General features: G+C 63.3%; 14 protein-coding genes. 3 read left to right on the top strand and 11 right to left on the bottom strand.

The window, feature by feature from the left end:
• Positions 1-3: 3 nt before the first annotated feature.
• The gene (locus AC1U7K_RS00305; RefSeq protein ID WP_480248815.1) at positions 4-399 is read right to left on the bottom strand and encodes a hypothetical protein; all 396 of its coding nucleotides are present in this window, start codon (positions 397-399) and stop codon (positions 4-6) included.
• A 72-nt stretch (positions 400-471) separates the two neighbouring features.
• Between AC1U7K_RS00305 and AC1U7K_RS00300 the strand changes: the two genes are divergently transcribed.
• Both AC1U7K_RS00300 and AC1U7K_RS00295 read left to right on the top strand, forming a co-directional pair.
• Positions 472-1,290: an HAD-IIB family hydrolase gene (locus tag AC1U7K_RS00300; protein WP_480248814.1), complete on the top strand. Its 819-nt coding sequence runs from the start codon at positions 472-474 to the stop codon at positions 1,288-1,290.
• 272 nt (positions 1,291-1,562) lie between these two features.
• Positions 1,563-2,729: a cation:proton antiporter gene (locus AC1U7K_RS00295; RefSeq protein ID WP_480248813.1), complete on the top strand. Its 1,167-nt coding sequence runs from the start codon at positions 1,563-1,565 to the stop codon at positions 2,727-2,729.
• A 13-nt stretch (positions 2,730-2,742) separates the two neighbouring features.
• On the opposite strand, the gene AC1U7K_RS00290 is transcribed toward AC1U7K_RS00295, so the two are convergent.
• The 10 genes from AC1U7K_RS00290 to AC1U7K_RS00245 all read right to left on the bottom strand — a co-directional run bounded on the left by AC1U7K_RS00290 (position 2,743) and on the right by AC1U7K_RS00245 (position 16,741).
• Positions 2,743-5,913 carry an efflux RND transporter permease subunit gene (locus AC1U7K_RS00290; protein WP_480248812.1) on the bottom strand — a complete coding sequence of 1,057 codons (3,171 nt, stop codon included), beginning with the start codon at positions 5,911-5,913 and terminating at the stop codon, positions 2,743-2,745.
• A gap of 4 nt (positions 5,914-5,917) precedes the next feature.
• The gene (locus tag AC1U7K_RS00285) at positions 5,918-7,171 is read right to left on the bottom strand and encodes an efflux RND transporter periplasmic adaptor subunit (protein ID WP_480248811.1); all 1,254 of its coding nucleotides are present in this window, start codon (positions 7,169-7,171) and stop codon (positions 5,918-5,920) included.
• A 144-nt stretch (positions 7,172-7,315) separates the two neighbouring features.
• Complete coding sequence (locus tag AC1U7K_RS00280) at positions 7,316-8,590, bottom strand: TolC family protein (RefSeq protein ID WP_480248810.1); 1,275 nt, start codon at positions 8,588-8,590, stop codon at positions 7,316-7,318.
• Positions 8,587-10,098 (bottom strand): alpha,alpha-trehalose-phosphate synthase (UDP-forming), encoded by a 1,512-nt coding sequence (locus AC1U7K_RS00275; RefSeq protein WP_480248809.1) that lies wholly within the window; start codon positions 10,096-10,098, stop codon positions 8,587-8,589. The genes AC1U7K_RS00280 and AC1U7K_RS00275 overlap by 4 nt, the downstream gene beginning before the upstream one ends.
• Complete coding sequence (locus AC1U7K_RS00270) at positions 10,095-11,255, bottom strand: ABC transporter ATP-binding protein (protein WP_480248808.1); 1,161 nt, start codon at positions 11,253-11,255, stop codon at positions 10,095-10,097. Before AC1U7K_RS00270 ends, AC1U7K_RS00275 begins: the two co-directional genes overlap by 4 nt.
• A gap of 89 nt (positions 11,256-11,344) precedes the next feature.
• Entirely contained in the window at positions 11,345-12,175 is an 831-nt protein-coding gene (locus tag AC1U7K_RS00265; protein WP_480248807.1) for a carbohydrate ABC transporter permease, read from the bottom strand.
• Positions 12,172-13,068 carry a carbohydrate ABC transporter permease gene (locus AC1U7K_RS00260; protein WP_480248806.1) on the bottom strand — a complete coding sequence of 299 codons (897 nt, stop codon included), beginning with the start codon at positions 13,066-13,068 and terminating at the stop codon, positions 12,172-12,174. Before AC1U7K_RS00260 ends, AC1U7K_RS00265 begins: the two co-directional genes overlap by 4 nt.
• 19 nt (positions 13,069-13,087) lie before the next feature.
• Positions 13,088-14,368: an ABC transporter substrate-binding protein gene (locus tag AC1U7K_RS00255; protein ID WP_480248805.1), complete on the bottom strand. Its 1,281-nt coding sequence runs from the start codon at positions 14,366-14,368 to the stop codon at positions 13,088-13,090.
• 79 nt (positions 14,369-14,447) lie between these two features.
• A complete protein-coding gene (locus AC1U7K_RS00250) occupies positions 14,448-15,155 on the bottom strand; it encodes a mechanosensitive ion channel family protein (RefSeq protein ID WP_480248804.1) in 708 nt (235 codons plus the stop codon).
• A gap of 77 nt (positions 15,156-15,232) precedes the next feature.
• A complete protein-coding gene (locus tag AC1U7K_RS00245; RefSeq protein WP_480248803.1) occupies positions 15,233-16,741 on the bottom strand; it encodes a glycosyltransferase in 1,509 nt (502 codons plus the stop codon).
• Between the two features lie 90 nt (positions 16,742-16,831).
• Here AC1U7K_RS00245 and AC1U7K_RS00240 point away from each other — a divergent pair, with 90 nt between their 5' ends.
• Positions 16,832-18,556 carry a sensor histidine kinase gene (locus tag AC1U7K_RS00240; RefSeq protein WP_480248802.1) on the top strand — a complete coding sequence of 575 codons (1,725 nt, stop codon included), beginning with the start codon at positions 16,832-16,834 and terminating at the stop codon, positions 18,554-18,556.

Genomic DNA, 18,556 nt, shown 5'->3' with positions numbered 1-18,556 from the left:
GACTCACTCCGGCTGTGACGGCTCGGAGCCGCTGCGGAGTTTCTTGAAGATTCCGTAGGAAAACGTCAACCAAAAGATAGAAGAAAAAATTCCGAACAGAATCGCGGTCAGCATGTCGCCCATCTGCTGATCGCTCGGCGTGGCCGTCGTCATCCGGATCGAGACCATCGTGAGAATCGGCCATGCAAGGCTCTCAAGCCCGAGGAGGGCCGTCACCCATCCCCATACGGCGGCCGCAGAGCCGCCCACATACAACAGCACGAGTGCGACGACGATCGAGACGGCGGCCGCCGCAGTCGTCGGCAACTCGCCCCACATCATCCAGAAGCCGAGCGTGACGACGATACTGCCCACGATGGCATGGATGCGCAACGCCATGCCGGAAGTCTGCAGAGCCAAGTCTCTGAAGTCAATCCTTGGCTGTCGACGGCCGCGATTGTTTTGTCGGCGTTGTTTCAGTATCGTACCGCCATGAGCCGGTCTCTCGTCGTGATCACCGACCTCGACGGCACACTCCTTGATTACCGTCGCTATCAGTGGGAGCCCGCCGCCCGCGCGTTGAACGCGCTCAAGACCCGGCAGATCGACCTCGTCCTCGCATCGAGCAAGACGAAAGCGGAAATCATCGCCACCCGGCGGGCGCTCGATCACCACGGTGCATTTATCGTGGAAAATGGCGGCGCGCTCTATATCCCCGATGATCTCTTTCCATCCCCCCCGACAGGCGCCATCCTCCGCGATCGCTATCACGTCATCGAGTTCGGCACGAACTATGCCGGTGTGCGTCGTGCGCTGCACGACATCGCCCACACCTTGGGGGTGGCCGTACAGGGCTTCGGCGATATGACGGTCGCTGAGGTCGAACACCTGACCGGCCTTTCGCCTGAGGAGGCCGCGCTCGCCAAGCAACGCGAATACGATGAGCCGTTCCTCGTCGTCAGTGGGCACGTGACGCTGGATGATTGGCGGAGAGCAGCGGCGCCGCACGGATTACAGTGCACGAGGGGCGGCCGGTTCTTTCATCTTCTGGGACGGACCAGTAAAGGTGAAGCCGTCAGGCGGCTGCTTAGCGAGTATCGCGCGCACCGGCGGTCTGACCTCATTGCCGTCGGTATCGGCGACAGTTTGAACGATCTCCCGCTCTTGACCGCGGTCGATATCCCGGTGCTCGTTCAGCAGCATGACGGCTGCTACGACAACGACATTCACCTGCCGCATCTCATCCGAGCCCACGGCATCGGCCCTGACGGATGGGGACGAGCGCTGTTGGACATCCTCAACGCGGCCTAATCAGGATGTTGAAGAAGGCCGCCAGCTTCGTTCTCGCATCGCTCGGAGGCTCAACGTACACACCCGGGACAAGAGCCCGTCTTGGCGGGCGAGGGGTGGGCGGGTGAAATGGTGACGCCTCGCCTCAAGACACGGCCGGCTCACCACCTCGCCGGCGCGCACAAACGTGGCGTCACTTATCCGCAACGCCGTGCGCCTCACTGCGGCCTTGCTGGACGGCCTTTTTGAACATCCTGTGGCAGCTACGGCACCGCGTCGTGTAAGGCCTCGCGATGGAACTCCAACACTTTCTCCTGACCCTTCTCATTATTTACGTGGCAGCGAAAGCGGCCGGCGAGATGGCCGCCCGCCTCGGTCAATCGGCCGTGCTGGGCGAGCTGCTCGCCGGGATCGTGATCGGCCCGAGCGTCTTCGACCTTGTGCAGGAAACGGAGACGTTGAAGGTGTTGGGCCAGATCGGCGTGATCCTCCTGCTCTTCGAAGTCGGTCTCGAGTCCGATCTGCATGCCTTCTTGCGTGTCGGCCCGTCGGCTGTCATCGTCGCGACCATCGGCGTCGCGGTGCCGTTTGCCCTTGGTTACGCCGTGTCGGTGCTCTTGGATGTCGGTCATTTGCCGGGGATCTTCATGGGCGCGACGCTCACCGCGACGAGCGTCGCCATTTCGGCCCGTGTCCTCACCGATCTCGGCCGCCTGCACTCGCGCGAAGGCAACATCATCCTGGGCGCAGCGGTCATTGACGATATTTTCGGGCTCGTCATCCTCTCGGTCCTGGTCGATCTTGCGAAGACCGGCGCGATCTCGTGGCTCGGCGTTGCAAAAACCGCGACCTTGGCGGTGGGCTTCTTGGTCGTAGCGGTCATCCTCGGCATTCGCTATAGCCCCCTCTTCAGCCGAGTGGTCAACCGCATGCATACACGCGGCGCGCTCGTCGCCCTCACGCTCGCCTTCGTGCTGCTCCTCAGCTCCCTGGCCGAGGCCGTCGGACTCGCCGCGATTGTCGGCGCATTCGCCGCGGGGCTCGTCCTCGCTCGTTCCGAACAGCACGCGCACGTGGAGGAACGAACGAAGCCGGTCACGGAAGCCTTCGTGCCGATTTTCTTCGTCCTGGTCGGCGTCGCCGCCGATCTCCACGCGCTCAATCCGGTCGATCCTGGGAACCAGTCCGTGCTACTCCTCACCGGCGGCCTGCTCGTGACCGCCATCGTTGGGAAAATCGTGGCCGGATGGGGCGTGCTCGGGAAGGGCAATCGCTGGGTGGTGGGCATCGGCATGCTGCCACGAGGAGAAGTCGGCCTGATCTTTGCCGGGATCGGGCTCTCGTCGCAGATAATTTCCAAGGCCCAGTATGGCGCGATCCTGGTCGTGGTCGTCGTCACCACCCTGCTCGCGCCGATCCTTCTGAAATGGATCATCAGCCGTCACGGCGCGACGCCATGACAGCGATGGCCGCTCACACCGGCTGCTCGACGGCCTGCTCGGCGGGATGGGGTCGAGTTCGTGGGACACGGGCGCGCGATTCTTCTTCGAACCATCCGTACAGGGTGGGCAACACGAGCAGTGTCAGCGCGGTGGAGCTCAGCAACCCTCCGATCACGACCACCGCGAGCGGACGCTGCACTTCCGAGCCCACACCGGTCGCGAAGGCCAGCGGCATCAAGGCCAACAGCGCGACGAGCGCCGTCATCAACACCGGCCGGAGCCGCAACAGGCAGCCTTTGACCACCGCCTCTTCCTGAGACAAGCCTTCCTGGTGGAGTTTACGAATGTAGGAGATCAAGACGATGCCATTCAGCACGGCGACCCCGAACAGGTTGATGAAGCCGACGGAGGCCGGAACGCTGAGATACTCGCCGGTCACCCACAACGCCACAATCCCGCCGATCAACGCGAACGGCAGATTCAAGATGATCAATGCCGCGTACCGGAGCGAGTTGAACGAGATGTACAGCAGCACAAAGATCAGGCCAATCGTAAGTGGGACGATAATCTTCAGACGTGCCATCGCCCGCTGCATGTTTTCGAAGGACCCGCCCCAGACGACGTGGTAGCCCGCAGGCAGGCGGATCTGCTTCTCGATTTTCTTTTGCGCTTCCGTGACGATGCTCTCGATGTCGCGGCCGAACGTGTTGAAGCCGATGTAGATCCGGCGTTGGAGGTCCTCGCGACTGATGAGCGCCGGCCCCTCTCGCAGCTCGACGGTTGCGAGATCACCCAAGGGGATCAGGGCGCCCGTCGCCGTCGTCAACAGAATATTGCGAATGTCTTCGACGCTGTCCCGATACTTCTTGGGATACCACAAGACGAGATCGAAGCGTCGCTGCCCTTCGTAGACCTGCGTCGCCGGCTCGGCACCGATCGCCGTCGTAATGATCTCCCGGATGTGGGAGACGTTGATACCGTAACGGGCGATCTTGCTGCGGTCGATGTCGATCGTCAAATACGACTGCCCGAAGAGCTGCTCCACTCGCACGTCTTTGACCCCCCGGACGGAGCGCAGGATCGCCTGAATCTTATCGGCCGTTAGTCGGAGGACATCGAGATCTTCGCCGATGACTTTGACGGTCGCTTCGGATCGCACGCCGGAGAGCAGCTCATCGACGCGCTGCTGAATGGGCTGGCTCAACAGAAAATTCGCGCCCGGCACTTTCTCCAGTCGCTGCCGGATCGCATCGTCGAGTTCCGGTTTGGTCTTGGCCGTCTTCCATTCGTCCATCGGATACAGGGTGACGACCGGATCGCTCGCGTTCGGCTCCTGCGGGTCGTTCCCCAACTCCGATCGCCCGATCTTCGAGACGACCTTCTCAACTTCCGGAAACTCGAGGATCGCGCGCTGGACTTCCTTCTCGATCTCGATCGACTCATCGAGGGAAATGCTCGGGTGGCGGATGGTTTGGGGCGTGATCGCCGCCTCGTTCAAAATCGGGATGAATTCACCGCCGAGGAACGGAAAGAGCGCCAGGCTGCTGGCTAAGACCACGGCCGCGATGGCGACCACGGCGGCGCGATGCGCCAGCGCCCACCGTAACAACGGCAAGTACGCCCGTTTAACCAGACGCACAGGCCAGGTGTCTTCCTCGCTGCCCGACTTCAGCATGAGCAAGCACAAGACCGGCGAGAGCGTAAACGACAAGACGAGGCTGGCGAACAAGGCCAGCATGATGGTCAGCGCCAACGGGTGGAACATTTTGCCTTCCATGCCGACCAGCGCCAGGACCGGCAGAAACGTCAGGCCGATGATCAGCTCTCCGAAGAGACTCGGGGCGCGGACTTCGAGCACGGCGCGCTGAACGATCGGCAACCGCGCCTCCACCCAGCGGCGTGCTTCGCTGGCGGCTTCGGCGAGGTGGCGTTCGACATTTTCGACTTGGATGATGGCCGCGTCGGTGATCATGCCGATCGAGATCGCCAACCCACCCAACGACATGAGATTCGCCGACAGGCCGAAGACCTTCATCGCGATGAACGTCGCGAGCGGCGCGACGATCAGAATGATCGTGACGGCCAGCGCGCTCCGGACGTTCCCGAGAAACACGAAGAGCACGACGATGACGAACAGGATGCCTTCGATGAGCGCCTGGTAGATCGTCTTCAGGGCCTTCCGGATCAGATCGATCCGGTCGTAGAACGGCACGATGCGAAGTCCCTCTGGCAGGATGCGCTTCTGATGAATCTCGTCGACCTTGCCCTTGATCGCTTGCACGACATCGCGGGCGTTGGCCCCGCGCAGCATCAACACGATTCCGACGACGACCTCGCGATCGCCGTTCAGCAGGGCCGCCCCGTGCCGAATCGCATGGCCGATGCGCACCTCCGCGACGTCGCGGACGTACACCGGCGTGCCCTGCACCTGTTTGATCACGATGTTCTCGATGTCCTCCAATGTCTTGATCAGCCCGACACCACGCACGATGTACTTCTCGTCTTCCTTCTCGAGGATGTTGCCGCCGGCGTTGGCGTTGTTGTTGGCGACCGCGCCGAAGACCTCGTGGAGCGCGAGGTCGTACTTGCGGAGCAACCCCGGCTCGACCATCACCTGATACTGTTTCACGTACCCGCCAATCGAATTGACCTCGACGACGTCGCGCAAGCCTTTGAGCAGCGGGCGGATCACCCAGTCCTGCAGCGTGCGTCGCTCCATCAAGTCGGCCTCGCTCGCGCGGTGGCCCTCGACCGCATCCTCCGGGCCTTCCAGATAGTATTGGAACACTTCGCCGAGTCCGGTCGTATTGGGAACCAGCTGCGAGACGGTTCCGGGCGGGAGCCGGTCCTGCGCCTCGAGCACCCGTTCGAGCACGATCTGGCGCGCGAGATAGATGTCGACGGAATCCTCGAAGATGATGTCGATCATCGAGAGTCCGACCTTCGACAACGAGCGGATCTGGACAAGGCCCGGCGCGCCGGTGAGCTGCAGCTCGAGCGGAAAGGTCACGAAGCGTTCGATCTCGGCCGGGGACAGGCCGGGCGCCTTCGTCACGACCTGCACCATGATCGTGGTCACGTCGGGAAACGCATCGATCGGAATGGTGTCGAAGGCATAGAGGCCGCCGACGGCGAGGGCGACGGCGAACAGGATGATCAGCACGCGCTGGCGGAGAACCGCACCGAGGAAGGCGGCAAGCATGCGGCTAGATCTGATCGCTGAAGAGTTCGGATTTCAGCACGAATCCTCCGTCGGTGACGACCGCCTCGCCTTCGCGGAGGCCGTTCAGGACGCGCACCATCTCGCCGTTCGATTCCCCGAGCTTCACCTCTCGGGCCTCGAAGACCAAGGGCTCGCGCTGAACGAAGACGAACGGCTGCTCGCGCTGACGTTGTACCGCCGCCTCGGGGATCATCAGGACATTGGGCTCGGGCTGTGAATAGATGCGAATGGTCGCGAACATCTCCGGCTTCAGGCGCCGTTGGGGGTTGGGGATCTCCAACCGGAGCCGCATGGTCCGCGTGGCGGGATCGAGCACGTCACCCACATACGTGATCTTGCCGTGAAACACCTCATGCTGATAGGCCGAGACCCGCACCTCGACCATCTGCCGATCCGGATGCTCGTAATAAATGAACGGAATGTCCTTTTCGGGAATCTTGGCCGTCACCCAGACTTCCGAGAGGTCGGCGACGACGAACAATTTCTCCGTCGTCTCGACGACCTCGCCTTTGGTCAAATTTCGGTCGATGATCCGGCCGTCGAACGGCGCCGCGATCGGGACGTGGGAGTGAATCGTTTGCTCGTGATCGAGCCGGTCGATCTGCTCATCCGTCATCCCGAGCAACTGCAGCCGATCCCGAGCCTCGCGTTTCTCGGCCCGCGCGCTGATCATCTCGCCTTGGCGCCGTTGCGCCTCCGCAAGCCCGATGACTTTCTCTTCCAGCAACGACTTGGCGCGCTCGTACGCTTTCTCCGCGACGTAGAGCTTCGCATTGGCCTTCAGGTACGCCGACTGCGCCATCCCCAGGTCGCTGCTATAGAGGATCGCGAGCAATTGACCAGCTTTCACTTCCTGCCCGAGGTCCGCATAGACGTCGACGACGCGCCCGCGAACGAGTGCGGAGATCTCCGCCAAGGCGTGCTGATTCGGCTCCACCGTCCCCGGAAAATCACGATAGCTGCGAAATTCTCCGCGCACGGCCGGTTGAATCTTCAGCCCCGCCCGGTGTACCTCCTCCTCGGTGAGACGAACGACGCGTGGCTGGCCGCCGTTGGTCGGCGGCCGCTCTGTCGTTGTTTTGGCTTCAGTCGGGGCGTCAGGGGCGCTGTCACAGGCGGCGAGGGTCAGACACCCGATGATCAGGAAGACGCCGAACAGCCGTGAACTGCGGGCACGATCGTCATGAGCACGAGCCGGCGACGAATGCAGCCTTGGTAAGCGAATCGCATTCTTCATGGTTCCATTGTAGCCTGTTCGCCCCGTCGGATGCGCGAGGAGCCGAAGGAGACGAGCCACGCGATGAACCACACCGGTGGCCCGCCGGCACGGACACGTCCCGCATCGTTGGCAGCACGGCCTCCTCCCGTCGTGCGCAAACAGCTAGAAGGTCGAGAGCGGCCCACCCACAGCACGCTCAAGACGACTGACCGCGACGGACAGTTCGAACCGGGCCTGCACGTAGTCCGACAGGATGCCGCGGAGCACGCGTTGCGCATCCAAGACCTCCAGCAGGCTCGAGGCGCCTTGCTTGAAGCTGAACTGGGCGATCCGCAGCGCCTCCTGGGCCTGACGCAACAGGCCCTTTTCGAACACCTCGATCAGGTCCGCGGTGGTCAGCGCATCCTGGTAGTATTGATTGATTTCTTTCAGCAGCAGATTGCGCGTGCGCAACAATTCGGCCTCCTCGCGCCGCTTGTTGCCGAGCGCCGAGGCGATTTCGCCTTGGCGTTGATACCAGAGGGGCGCCGGCACACTCACTCCCACATCGAACGCCTCACGACCATATTCGCGGACATACGTGCTATTCACCGTCACGTTGGGCACGCGAGAGTGGCGCTGAAACTCGATCGTGCGATCCGCCTGGTCCACGAGGTTTGTCAGACGTTTGAGCGTCGGATGCTCGGTCAACGCGCGCGTCACCAACGTTCCCACGGGGAGATCCTTGCGAAACGGTTCGAACTCGCCTTCGATTGTGTACGTCGACCCGAGCGCCCCGGCCGTGAGCGTATCGAGCACGACGCGGTTGACCCGGACGGTATTGTCGGCGCGTGTGACGACCTGATTCGCCTTCAACACCTCGACATCGGCTTTGACCGCCTCGAATTGCGGCGCCTCCCCCAACCGGACCCGAACGCCGACGATCCTGCGCACGTCCTCCACGATCTGGAGATTCTGTTTGGCGATCTCGGCGTTCCGCTGCGCGAGGAGCAGATCGTAAAACGCGATCTTGACCTCGGACGTCAGGTTCACCCGCGTCTCGACCAATCCGACCGACGCGCCGGCAAGCCCGGCCTCCGCCGCGCGTTGTCGTGCGGCCCGCTTCTGCGGCCACTCGAACGGCTGGCCGATATTAAAAATGTACTCGGTCGTCGACGTGGGAATCTCACTGGTCAATGGACCGGCATCGCGGAGATAGCCGCGTCCGCCGTTACCGTTGAAGGTGGGGTTGGGATACGCGCCAGCCGCCACCCGTTCCCCGCTGTTCTGGTCGACCACGGCTTGCGCGCCCGCCATGACGGGATTACGGTCCAGGGCCAACTGAATGATCTGGTTCAACGTGTAGGTCGGCTGACGGTCGGCCGCGCATACGGGCGATTCCGCCGACAGCCCACAGACGAGCATCGACGCAAAGATGGAAATTCCATATCGATTCATGGCGCTCCTTCCTTCCGATCCGCAGCTCCTGCGTCTTGCAGACATCCCTGGACCCACGCCGCAAGATCGTGCACTCGGAGATACTCACGCATCACCTGCATGCGCCGCTGGCGCTCCGCCGCCGGCATCTCCAGGGCCTGTTTGATGCTGTCGGCCAAGCCCTCGGAGTCGTAGGGATTGATGATCAATGCTTCGGTCAACTCTTCGGCCGCTCCCGCCATCTGACTCACGAGCAGCACGCCCCGTTCCTCGACTTGCGACGCCACATACTCCTTGGCGACCAGGTTCATCCCATCGTTCACCGAGCTGACCAGCGCCAGATCCGCCAAGCGGTAGTAGGCGACGAGCGTGTCGAAGCTGAACCGATCTTCGAAGTAGAGGATCGGCTGCCAGCGCTTCCCGTTGTCGGACGACTCGGGGGCGGCGTACCGATCGTTGATGTCGAGCACGGTTTGCCAAATGATTTTCCGGTACCGCCGGTAGGTGTCGATTTCCCGCCGCGTCGGGACGGCGAGTTGAATGAACGTGAACCGGCCTTGGTATTCCGGATAACGGGAGAAAAAGTGATCCAACGCCCAAAACCGTTTCAGCAGTCCCTTGGTGTAATCGAGTCGGTCGACGCCAAGCCCCACTCGGACATCGGCGCGAAGGCCGAGGCGACGCCGGACCCCTGCCGTCGCCTGATCGACGACGCGGCTCACGGCATGATCGGAGAACGCCTGAAAATCGACGCTGATGCCCCGAGCGGACACGCGCGTCTGATGGCCTTTGTACGTGATCACGGATTGCCCTTCATCGACCTGCGCGTCGAGCAGGTGCCGCGCGCACTCGATGAACGCCCGGCTGTACGAGCGGGTCTGAAAGACCAGGCTGTCGGCCTCCAGCAGGGCTGTCAGCACTTCCCGCCGCTCCGGCAGGATCCGGAACACGTCGAGACCGGGCCAGGGAATGTGCCAGAAAACCGCGACGAGAGTATTCGGCAGGAGTTCCTTGATGAGCTTGGGCACGAGCGCCAAGTGGAAGTCGTGGACCCAGACGGGCCCCGGCCGGCGGCGTAACTCTTCCAACACCGCGCCGGCGAAACGGCGATTGAGCGCGATGTAGGCGTCCCAAAACCGCCGGCGATAGGCGACTCGGTCGAGCGTAATGTGACAGAGCGGCCACAACACCTCATTCGCATATCCCATATAGCCGCCCTGGATCTCCTCGGGCGTGAGCCACACGCGGCGGAGATAATAGGCGGGCGCCTCCGGCGGAACAGCAACGGTATCATCGGCTCCGGTGGCATCGCGATCCCCAGCCCCGCTGCCCCACGCCACCCATACTCCGCCGGTACGACGCAACACAGGGTCGAGTGCGGACGCCAGTCCGCCGTCCGTGCGCTCACAGACCCGATGCCCGTGCCGGACCACGTGCTCGTACGGCTCACGGTTGGAGACCACGATCAGCCGGGACTCGGTATTGTCCTCGACGTGAGGCTCGTCATGGACCCGCTCGATTGTTTTCATGATGCTTCCTCAATGACAGTAGAGGGTGATGGTCCGGTCACGCGCAGACCCGTGTCCGGATCGAAAAGGTGGGCGGCGCCCTGGGCCAGGCGCACACCAACGAGTTGGCCCGGTCTAGCGTCAAAGCCGCGCGATGCGAGACCGACGAGCGTGAGCGATCGGTCCTTGCATGGAACGGTCGGCCCTGGTGTCCACTCCATCGGCACATCACAGGTCACCCAGGTCTGCCCGCCGGTCGGCTCGATCAGCCGGACCGCGGCGAGCGTGTCGGCGGGCTCGCCCGGTTCGGACACGATGTGCACATCCTCGGGCCGAAGACCGATGCGGACCCGCCGCCGGTCATACCAAGGCCCGACATCAGGCCGGAGGCGCACGCGAAGAGGGCCGGCGACCGCTTCCTGTCGGTGCACCTCGGCCTCCCAGGTGTTCATCGCCGGATGGCCGACGAAGCCCGCGACGAAGACGTTGCGCGGGCTGTCGTAGAGGGCCCGCGGCGCATCGACTTGCTGCAGCCGACCGCGGTCCAATACCGCCACCCGGTCGGCCAGCGTCATCGCCTCCACCTGATCGTGCGTCACGTAGATCATCGTGATCCCGAGTTCGTCATGGAGCCGCCGCAACTCGGCCCGCATCTCGGCGCGCAGCTGCACATCCAGATTCGACAGCGGCTCATCGAGCAAGAACACCCGCGGATGACGGATGAGCGCACGCCCCAGCGCGACCCGCTGCCGCTGCCCGCCGGAAAGCTGCCTCGGCCGACGGTCGAGCAAGGCCTCCAGGCCCAGGAGCGCCGCGATGCGCCGGACTTCTCGCTCGATCATGCGTTCGTCCAATCCGCGGCGCCGCCGGCCTACGCGCAACGGAAACGCAAGGTTCTCCGCGACCGTCATGTGCGGATAGAGGGCGTATGACTGAAACACGACGGCGACGTCGCGCTCGCGAGGCGCCAACTCCGCCACGTCTGCTCCATCAAAGAGAATCCGGCCCGCTGTGGGCCGGTCGAGGCCCGCGATCAAGTGCAGCAGCGTGGATTTGCCGGACCCCGACGGGCCAAGGAGCGTGAAGAATTCGCCGTCACGGACGTCCAAGGTCAGATCGCCGATGATCTCAACCGGCCCGATCCGCTTCTGGACGCCTTCGAGTCTGACCTCCGCCATTGGTTAAGTTCCAAGTTCGAGGTTCGAGGTTCGAGGTTGTTTCCGAAGATTGAACTGGGAACCTCGAACGTCGAACCTCGAACGCTTCATTATCCTTTCAAGCTGCCTCCCGTCAGTCCGGACACCAGGCGTCGTTGAAACAGAATCGTGAGCACGACGACCGGGAGCGTGATGATGATGCTAGCGGCCGCCATGTCGCCCCACGGCACGTCATGCAAGCCGGGAAACAACGCGATCGCCACCGGCGCGGTCCGCGCCCGATCGGTCGCCGTCAATGTGAGCGCAAAGAGAAATTCGTTCCAGGAAAAGATGAAGACCAAGAGCCCGGCGGCCGCGACATTGGGCAGCGCCGGAGGCAGGACGACGGACCACAAGGCGCGCCACGGCGTACACCCATCGACCCGCGCCGCCCAATACAGTTCGACAGGAATCTGCCGAAACGCGTTCGTGAGCACCCAAATCACCAGCGGCAACGCGTACGTCGTGTGGATCAACAACACGGCGACCACGGTGTCGCGGAGACCCGCCGTCCGCGCCAACAAGTACAGCGGGCTGATCGTCGCAATTGGCGGAAACATCGAGAGGGCGAGAATAAAGCCCAGGATCACGGGCTTGCCGCCAAGTGGCAGCCGCGCCACGGCAAACGCACACAGGCTTCCGATCAACACGGCGACCACCGTGGTCCCTCCCGCGACGAGGAGGCTGTTGACGAGGGCCGGCCGCAAGGCGGACGACTCGAACAGGACCCGCTCATAATGCGCCAGGGTCGGGGGGATCGGCAGCAGCGGCGGCAGGCGGATCAACTGAGCCGAGGACTTCAGCGACGTCACGACATGCCAGACGACGGGTGCCAGGCAAACGGTGATGACGAGGCCGACGCCGGCGGCTCGGAGCGGCTGTCGGGGCAATCGAATCGTCATGCGAGCTCCAGCTGACGCCGCAATGCCAGCAGATACACCGCCGTCACACAGGACACGATCAGAAACATCACCGTGGTCACCGCCGATCCATACCCGAACTGCAACGTATGAAACAGCGTCTTGTACGCATAGATGGACAACGTCTCGGTGCTGTTCCCCGGACCACCGCCGGTCAGCACGTAGACGGCGTCGAAGACTCGAAACGCATCCATCGTGCGGAAGGTCAACACAATGAGCAGCGCCGGCCACAGGAGCGGGAGCGTGATCCGTCGAAAGGTTTGCCAGCCAGATGCCCCATCCACCCGCGCCGCTTGGTACAGCTCCTCGGGAATCGTGTGCAGGCCGGCTAAGAGAATCAGCGCCGCAAACGGCGTCGTCTTCCACACGTCCATCAGGATCGCCGCGTGGATCGACCAGGCGGGCGTGCCAAGCCAATAGATCGGATGTTCGATCACACCGGCCGCGGACAACAGGTAGTTCACGACTCCATAATCGGGATGGTAGAGCCACTCCCAAATTCGCGCCGACACGACGCTCGGAACCGCCCACGGCACGAGCATGATCACGCGAAGCGCCGATGTTTGCGGCCCTCGCCGGAAATCCGCTCCGCCATACGCAAGCAGCGCCATGCCGAGGCCCAATCCGACCTCGAGCGCGACCGAGACCGCCGTAAAATAGGCCGTCGTTCCGAAAGCGGCCCAAACCCGGGCATCCTGCAGGAGCGCCTGATAGTTCGCCAACCCGATGAAGCGATCGATGCCAAACATCGGCAGCCGCGCATGCAGACTGAGCCAGACGGCCTGGAGGATCGGGATCGCGGCAAAGACCGCAAGCAGCGAAAGGGCCGGGGTGACACACACGATCGCCCAGGAATGTTCTGACAGTCCGCTCACACGGGAAGTCCACGTTCCCTTACCTCGCCGCCACAACGGCATTACCCGCGTCCTGAGCTGCACGCGGTGCATCGAGCGCCGCGATGCGGTCTATCTCGCGCCGGGCAGCGGCCAGCGCCTCGGATGGAGCTTTGCGCCCGACGACCGCGGCGCTGAGCTCCGGCTGCCACACTTGAGAGAGCATCAAGTAATACGGCGATGGCGGCCGTGGTCGTGCGCCTTCGAAGACGGGATAGAGCTCCTTGAGCCAGGGCTGCGCGGACAGCAGCACCGAGTCCCTGTAGAGGTCGCGCCGGGCGAGGTGATAGCCGGCCAGCTGGGCCATTGCACGCTGAACCTCCCGGCTCGCGAGATACCGAAGCAGCTGCATGGCGGCCTCACGATGCCTTGCATGCCGGGGAACGGCGAGCATCCAGCCACCGAGGACCGAGGCGCTCTGGTGCCCTTCGAACGCCGGAAGGGGCGCCATACCGACCTTGCCGCGGAGGGGAGAGCCTGATTGATCGAGCAGCGCCCAGGCATACGGCCAGTTGCGCATGAAAATCGCGCGGCCGTCGGCGAAGAGCAGCCGCACCGATTCTTCGTCGGCGGCGGCAACCGAGGGCGGCGAGACACCCTGATCGATCAGCTCCCGCATGGCACCCAAGGCCGCCTCAGTGGCCTCGGTCGGCTGTATCAGCGACCCACCATGGCCCCACACGAATTCGAGCGCGACACAGACGAGGCCCTCGTACTGCTTGCCGGTCCAGACGAACCCGTAGAGCCGTGGATCGCGCTCGCCGTGCGCAATCGTGCGCGCGATCGTGGTCAGCTCCGACCAGGTGGTCGGCGGGACCAAGCCGTAGCGGTCGAGTAGATCCTTTCGATAGAACAGCAGCCCCACATCGACATACCAGGGGACGGCATAAAGGCGTCCCTCGTACGTGGCCGCCTCGATAGTCGAAGGGAAGTACGCCGCGCGCTCGCCGCCTGGGATCACCTCGTCCACGTCCACGATCCATCCGGCCCGCGCAAACTCTTGCACCCAGATCACATCGATCGCAAAGAGGTCGAACGGGACATCCTGGCTTTCGAGGTTGATGGCATAGTACTGATGCTGCTGATCGGTTGAAGCCGGCAGCACCTCCTCCCGCACATGGACGTCGGGATGGTCGCGCTCAAACGCGTCGAGCATCGACCGCATCATCTGAGGATCGCCCGCAAGCTTGCCATGATTGAAGACGAGGACATCGCTACTCGCCGGTCCGTCATTGGCGCAGGCGGCGGTCAAGAGGACGAGGTAAAGGGGCAGGGTGATCAAGGGGTACCGTGCTAACGACCACCTTCCCGCCTTACTGCTCCGGCTCTCCCGCCCTACCACCCTACCCCCTTACCCCCGCTCAGAGATGCCGCAAATCATCCGGCGTCTGATCCCATCCGCTTCCCGACAGTCGACGCTCCAGGAACGCCTTCGCGAGATCTTTGGCCCCCAGGCCGAACGCGATCGCAGCGGCCAGCACCACGCCGCCGAACGTGATTCCGAAGCCGACGACGACGATGTTTTGCGCGATGCCAAGCTGCTCGAGCGCCATCGCCGCGGCCAACAGCTGGAGGCCCCAGCGTGAAAACGCGGCCACCGCGCGGGCCGGCGGAAATCCCGCGTTCACGGCGGTGATCAAGACCGCTTGACCGACGAAGTTGGACAGGAGATATCCGGCAACGAGAATGACGGCGGCAGTCAGCAGATGAGGGATGTACGCCAGGGACGATTGCGCGAATCGGTTGATGGGCTCGACGTTGAGGGCCGCCAATGCGCCGATGACCGCAAACGCGAGCACGAGCCAATAGAGGGCACGGCCCAACAGATGCGAGGGATCCGATTTCACCCCACCCCGGAGCAAGGCCGCCGTCGCCCCGAGCCGCTCACTGAGCCGGTCGAGGCCAATGGCACGGAGGAGGTGTTCGGTGACGAGCGCCGCGCCCCAAGCCACCACCCAGCCGATCGAAAGGATGATGACCATCGCGAGGACGTTCGGGAGCAGCGCGAGAATCCGCACCCCGATCCCGATCAGGGGGGCCAGCAATGCTGTCTCCCAGAACTCCGTCATGGCGTCTCCTCCGCCGAGCGTAGCTCGCGGCACCCGTCAGCCTCTTGTCATGGGTGCGTTCGCTGGTCTCTGCTACGTCACGCCGACTCCCGCCACCGTTTCACCAGGTACGGCTTCAATCGTTCGAACGTCGCGCACAGTACCTCAATGCGATCTTCCGCTTCCACCGAGGTGAGGGCTTGGGTCTCCAGCACAAACGACGCCGTCCGTCCGAGATACAGCGCCGTCATGGCTTTCAACAGATGGTCGACAGGCAGCACACGCCGCCGATGGGAGACGGCGGCGTCGTACACCACTCGGGCCCACAGTTCATCCGAGATCCGGAACGCCTGAAGCTCGCAGTCCTTCAGCGGCAACAAGCCGTCCATCGTCTCCTCGGTGAGCATCTGCCGCCAGATCGGCTCGAGATCGAGCAGCCCGTGCCGGAAATTCGCCACCATGCGATCGACATTCACATGGACCGGCTCGACTCCCACGCCGTACTGAAAGCCAAAGAGTGCGACTTGATTGGAGCCCTCGAGATCCAGCCAGACGCTTTGATGCTCCTCCATCAAGGCGAAGACGGCGCCCACGACCTGCACCAGCATGGCGGACAAATCGGCGGCCGGGTCTTTCGGATCATGAATCTTTGCGCCGAGGAAGCTCTGGCAGACGCGCGCGCCGCTCGCGATCGCCTCCGTCGTCATCCAAATGTCGATCCCGAAGCGGGCCACATCCGATTCCCACACGTGTTTGGCGGCGTAATGCTCGGCAAGCGACCCGGAAAAGCCGAAGTCACCACCAATCGGCTGGCGGATACGCTGACCGTACAAGGCCCGGGTCATCGGGTAGACGATGCTGTTGGTGATCGTACCGTCATATTTGTGGCGGAGGTAATACGGGGCGACGTAGTCGTACCCCTCGTCCAGCACGGGCGCGAGGAGCAATTCGATCCATTCCGGCGTGATGCTGCGCAGGTCGGAATCCACGACGGCGCACGCCTTCGCCTTGACCCGTCGCGCAATTTCAAAGATGGTCCGAAACGCGCTTCCTTTCCCCGGAATCCCGCGGTAGGAGGTGATGACCTTTTCCAACAGGCTTTGCCGATCGCTGATCAGCATCGCCCCATAATCGATGACGGCCTGAGCCACGGCTTCCGGCGTGCCATCGGCCGAGCCGCCGTCGGAGTTCACGAGCACGGCGCGCCGCCCTGAAAAGTACTTGGCCAGGCCCGCGGTGACCGCGCGGACCACGTGCCCGATCGTCCTGGCATTGTTGAAGCTTGGGATGCCGACGAGGATTTCCGCTTCGCCAATTTCGCTGAGCCGGGCCTCGGTCTCTGCCGTCAGTAGTGTCGCCGCCGGAGTCATTGACGGTGAAGAAGCCCGCCGGCTGGCCGTCGCCCATCCGACTTCCTGGCCGACCTCCTGGTCCTGCGCGCAACCCTCCACGAAGTGAAGCGAGTATACGCATCGACACTGATCCGGGCTGTCGGTGGCGAAGCGGGCATCTGTAGGGGAGAGCAGGACAGATTTCAAAGGTGCGTTGGGGCACAATGATGTGCCCATGGCGGTCGATGACAGTCGGATGGCGTACTTCTTGCGCATTCCGTCCTCGCTTGGCCCAGTCCAGCTTTGATGAAGCGGACGGTGGCGAACCGAAACGCCTGACGTACGGTAAATTCTCTGCCCGGCGCCATGGAGACTCACGCATACGGTCAGCGGACGTTTTGTCCGGGAGGGAATGGTTTGTCTCGGTTGGAAGCACCGACGGTGACACAGGGAACCGGGGTCGGCGCGGTCGCGGCCGGTCACCCTAAGGTGAGTGCCCGCGTGAGTCCGTGGAACCGTACCAGTCTGCAGGCCAAAATCTCACTCGTCATCCTCCTGATCGTCGGGCTCTCGGCGGTTTCCGATGAATACCTTGATCGCCGGTACGTCGCCGATCTGGCGCGTGCGAATTTTCAGGAAGAGCTGACCGCCGTCGTCCGACAGCTCGACGCCGCGATCACCGGTTCCACCGAATTCTTGGACGTCCGGGCCCGCGAAATGGATCTCAATCGGCTTCGCGCCAACCGTCCGGACGTGATCGATGTGGCCCTCTATGCGCTCCCGAGCGACGGCGGCAGCCCGCAACTGCTGGTCAGCTCTGGCAACACCACCCTCCCGGCTTTGGAGAAACCGCCGGCGATCGTGCTGAAGGCGCTCACGCAAGGGACCGCGGTCAGCGATGCGGCGGCTGAATCGGAACACCGGCTGAAGATCGCCTCACCGATCTCCGTCGGAGGACGGCTGGTCGGCGCCGCCTTTGCCGAATTCTCCACCTCGCAATTCGACGATGTCTTGGACTATCAGCACCGGCTGTCGTTGATCCGCCGGCTGATCACCGGCGCCGTCATTGTGCTCGCGCTGAACCTCTTCCTGTACTGGTACCTGCATCGACCCGTCGGAACGCTGCTCCGGGCGGTGAAGGCCGTGACCGAGGGAACCATGACGACCGCGGTTCCGGTCCGCAGCGAGGATGAGCTGGGGACGCTCGCCAGTCGATTCAACGTCATGGTGGACCGCATCCGGACGACGACGGAAGAGAATGCGCGACTGTTTCAAGCGCTGCAGCAGGCGCATCAAGGACTGCAGCAGAAAGTGGAAGATGCGACCGCCGAGATTTTGCAGAAAAACCGGCAGCTCGCGCGCACCAACGAGCTGCTCTCCAACGCGCAACGCGAGGCGGCGCGCGCGCAGCGGCTCTCCGCCATCGGCCAACTCGCCGCCACGGTCGCCCATAAGATCGGCACGCCTCTGACGGCGCTGTCCGGCCACGTCCAACTGCTCCAGGAGGACCCGAACCTGACGGCGGAAGCGCGCCGACGACTCAACACCGTGGAAGCGCAGATCGAACAGACGAGCCGGATCATTCAAGATCTTCTGATCTACGCAAGAAAACCGGAACCCGTCTTCGCGCCGCTCGAGCTCACGGCCTGCTTGGATGATTGCGTCTCGCTGCTCCGGCCCGAGATCATGCGGCGGCATGTGACCTTGATGACCGAATTTGCGCCCGGCTCGATGAAGATTTGCGGCGATCAGCAGCAGCTTCAGGAAGTGTTTTGCAATCTGATCGACAATGCCCTCGATGCCATGCCGGACGGCGGGACGCTGACCATACGGACCTATCGTCCGGCCGACCCGGCAGACGGCCTACCTCGCCATGCCGTCGAGATCCTCGATACCGGCCATGGCATCCCGCCCGAGATGCGGGAGCAGATCTTTCAGCCGTTCTTCACGACGAAGCGGGCCGGGCGGGGAACCGGATTGGGCCTCGCGATCGCGATCGAGACGATTCGGGCCCATGGCGGCATGATCCTGGTGGACAGCGAGCCCGGCAAGGGCTCGCGATTCACGGTCCTGTTGCCGGCGGAGGGGTAG

The sequence above is a fragment of the Nitrospira sp. Vd2 genome (genome assembly GCF_979581665.1).
This window is presented reverse-complemented; position numbering and strand designations above follow the sequence as displayed.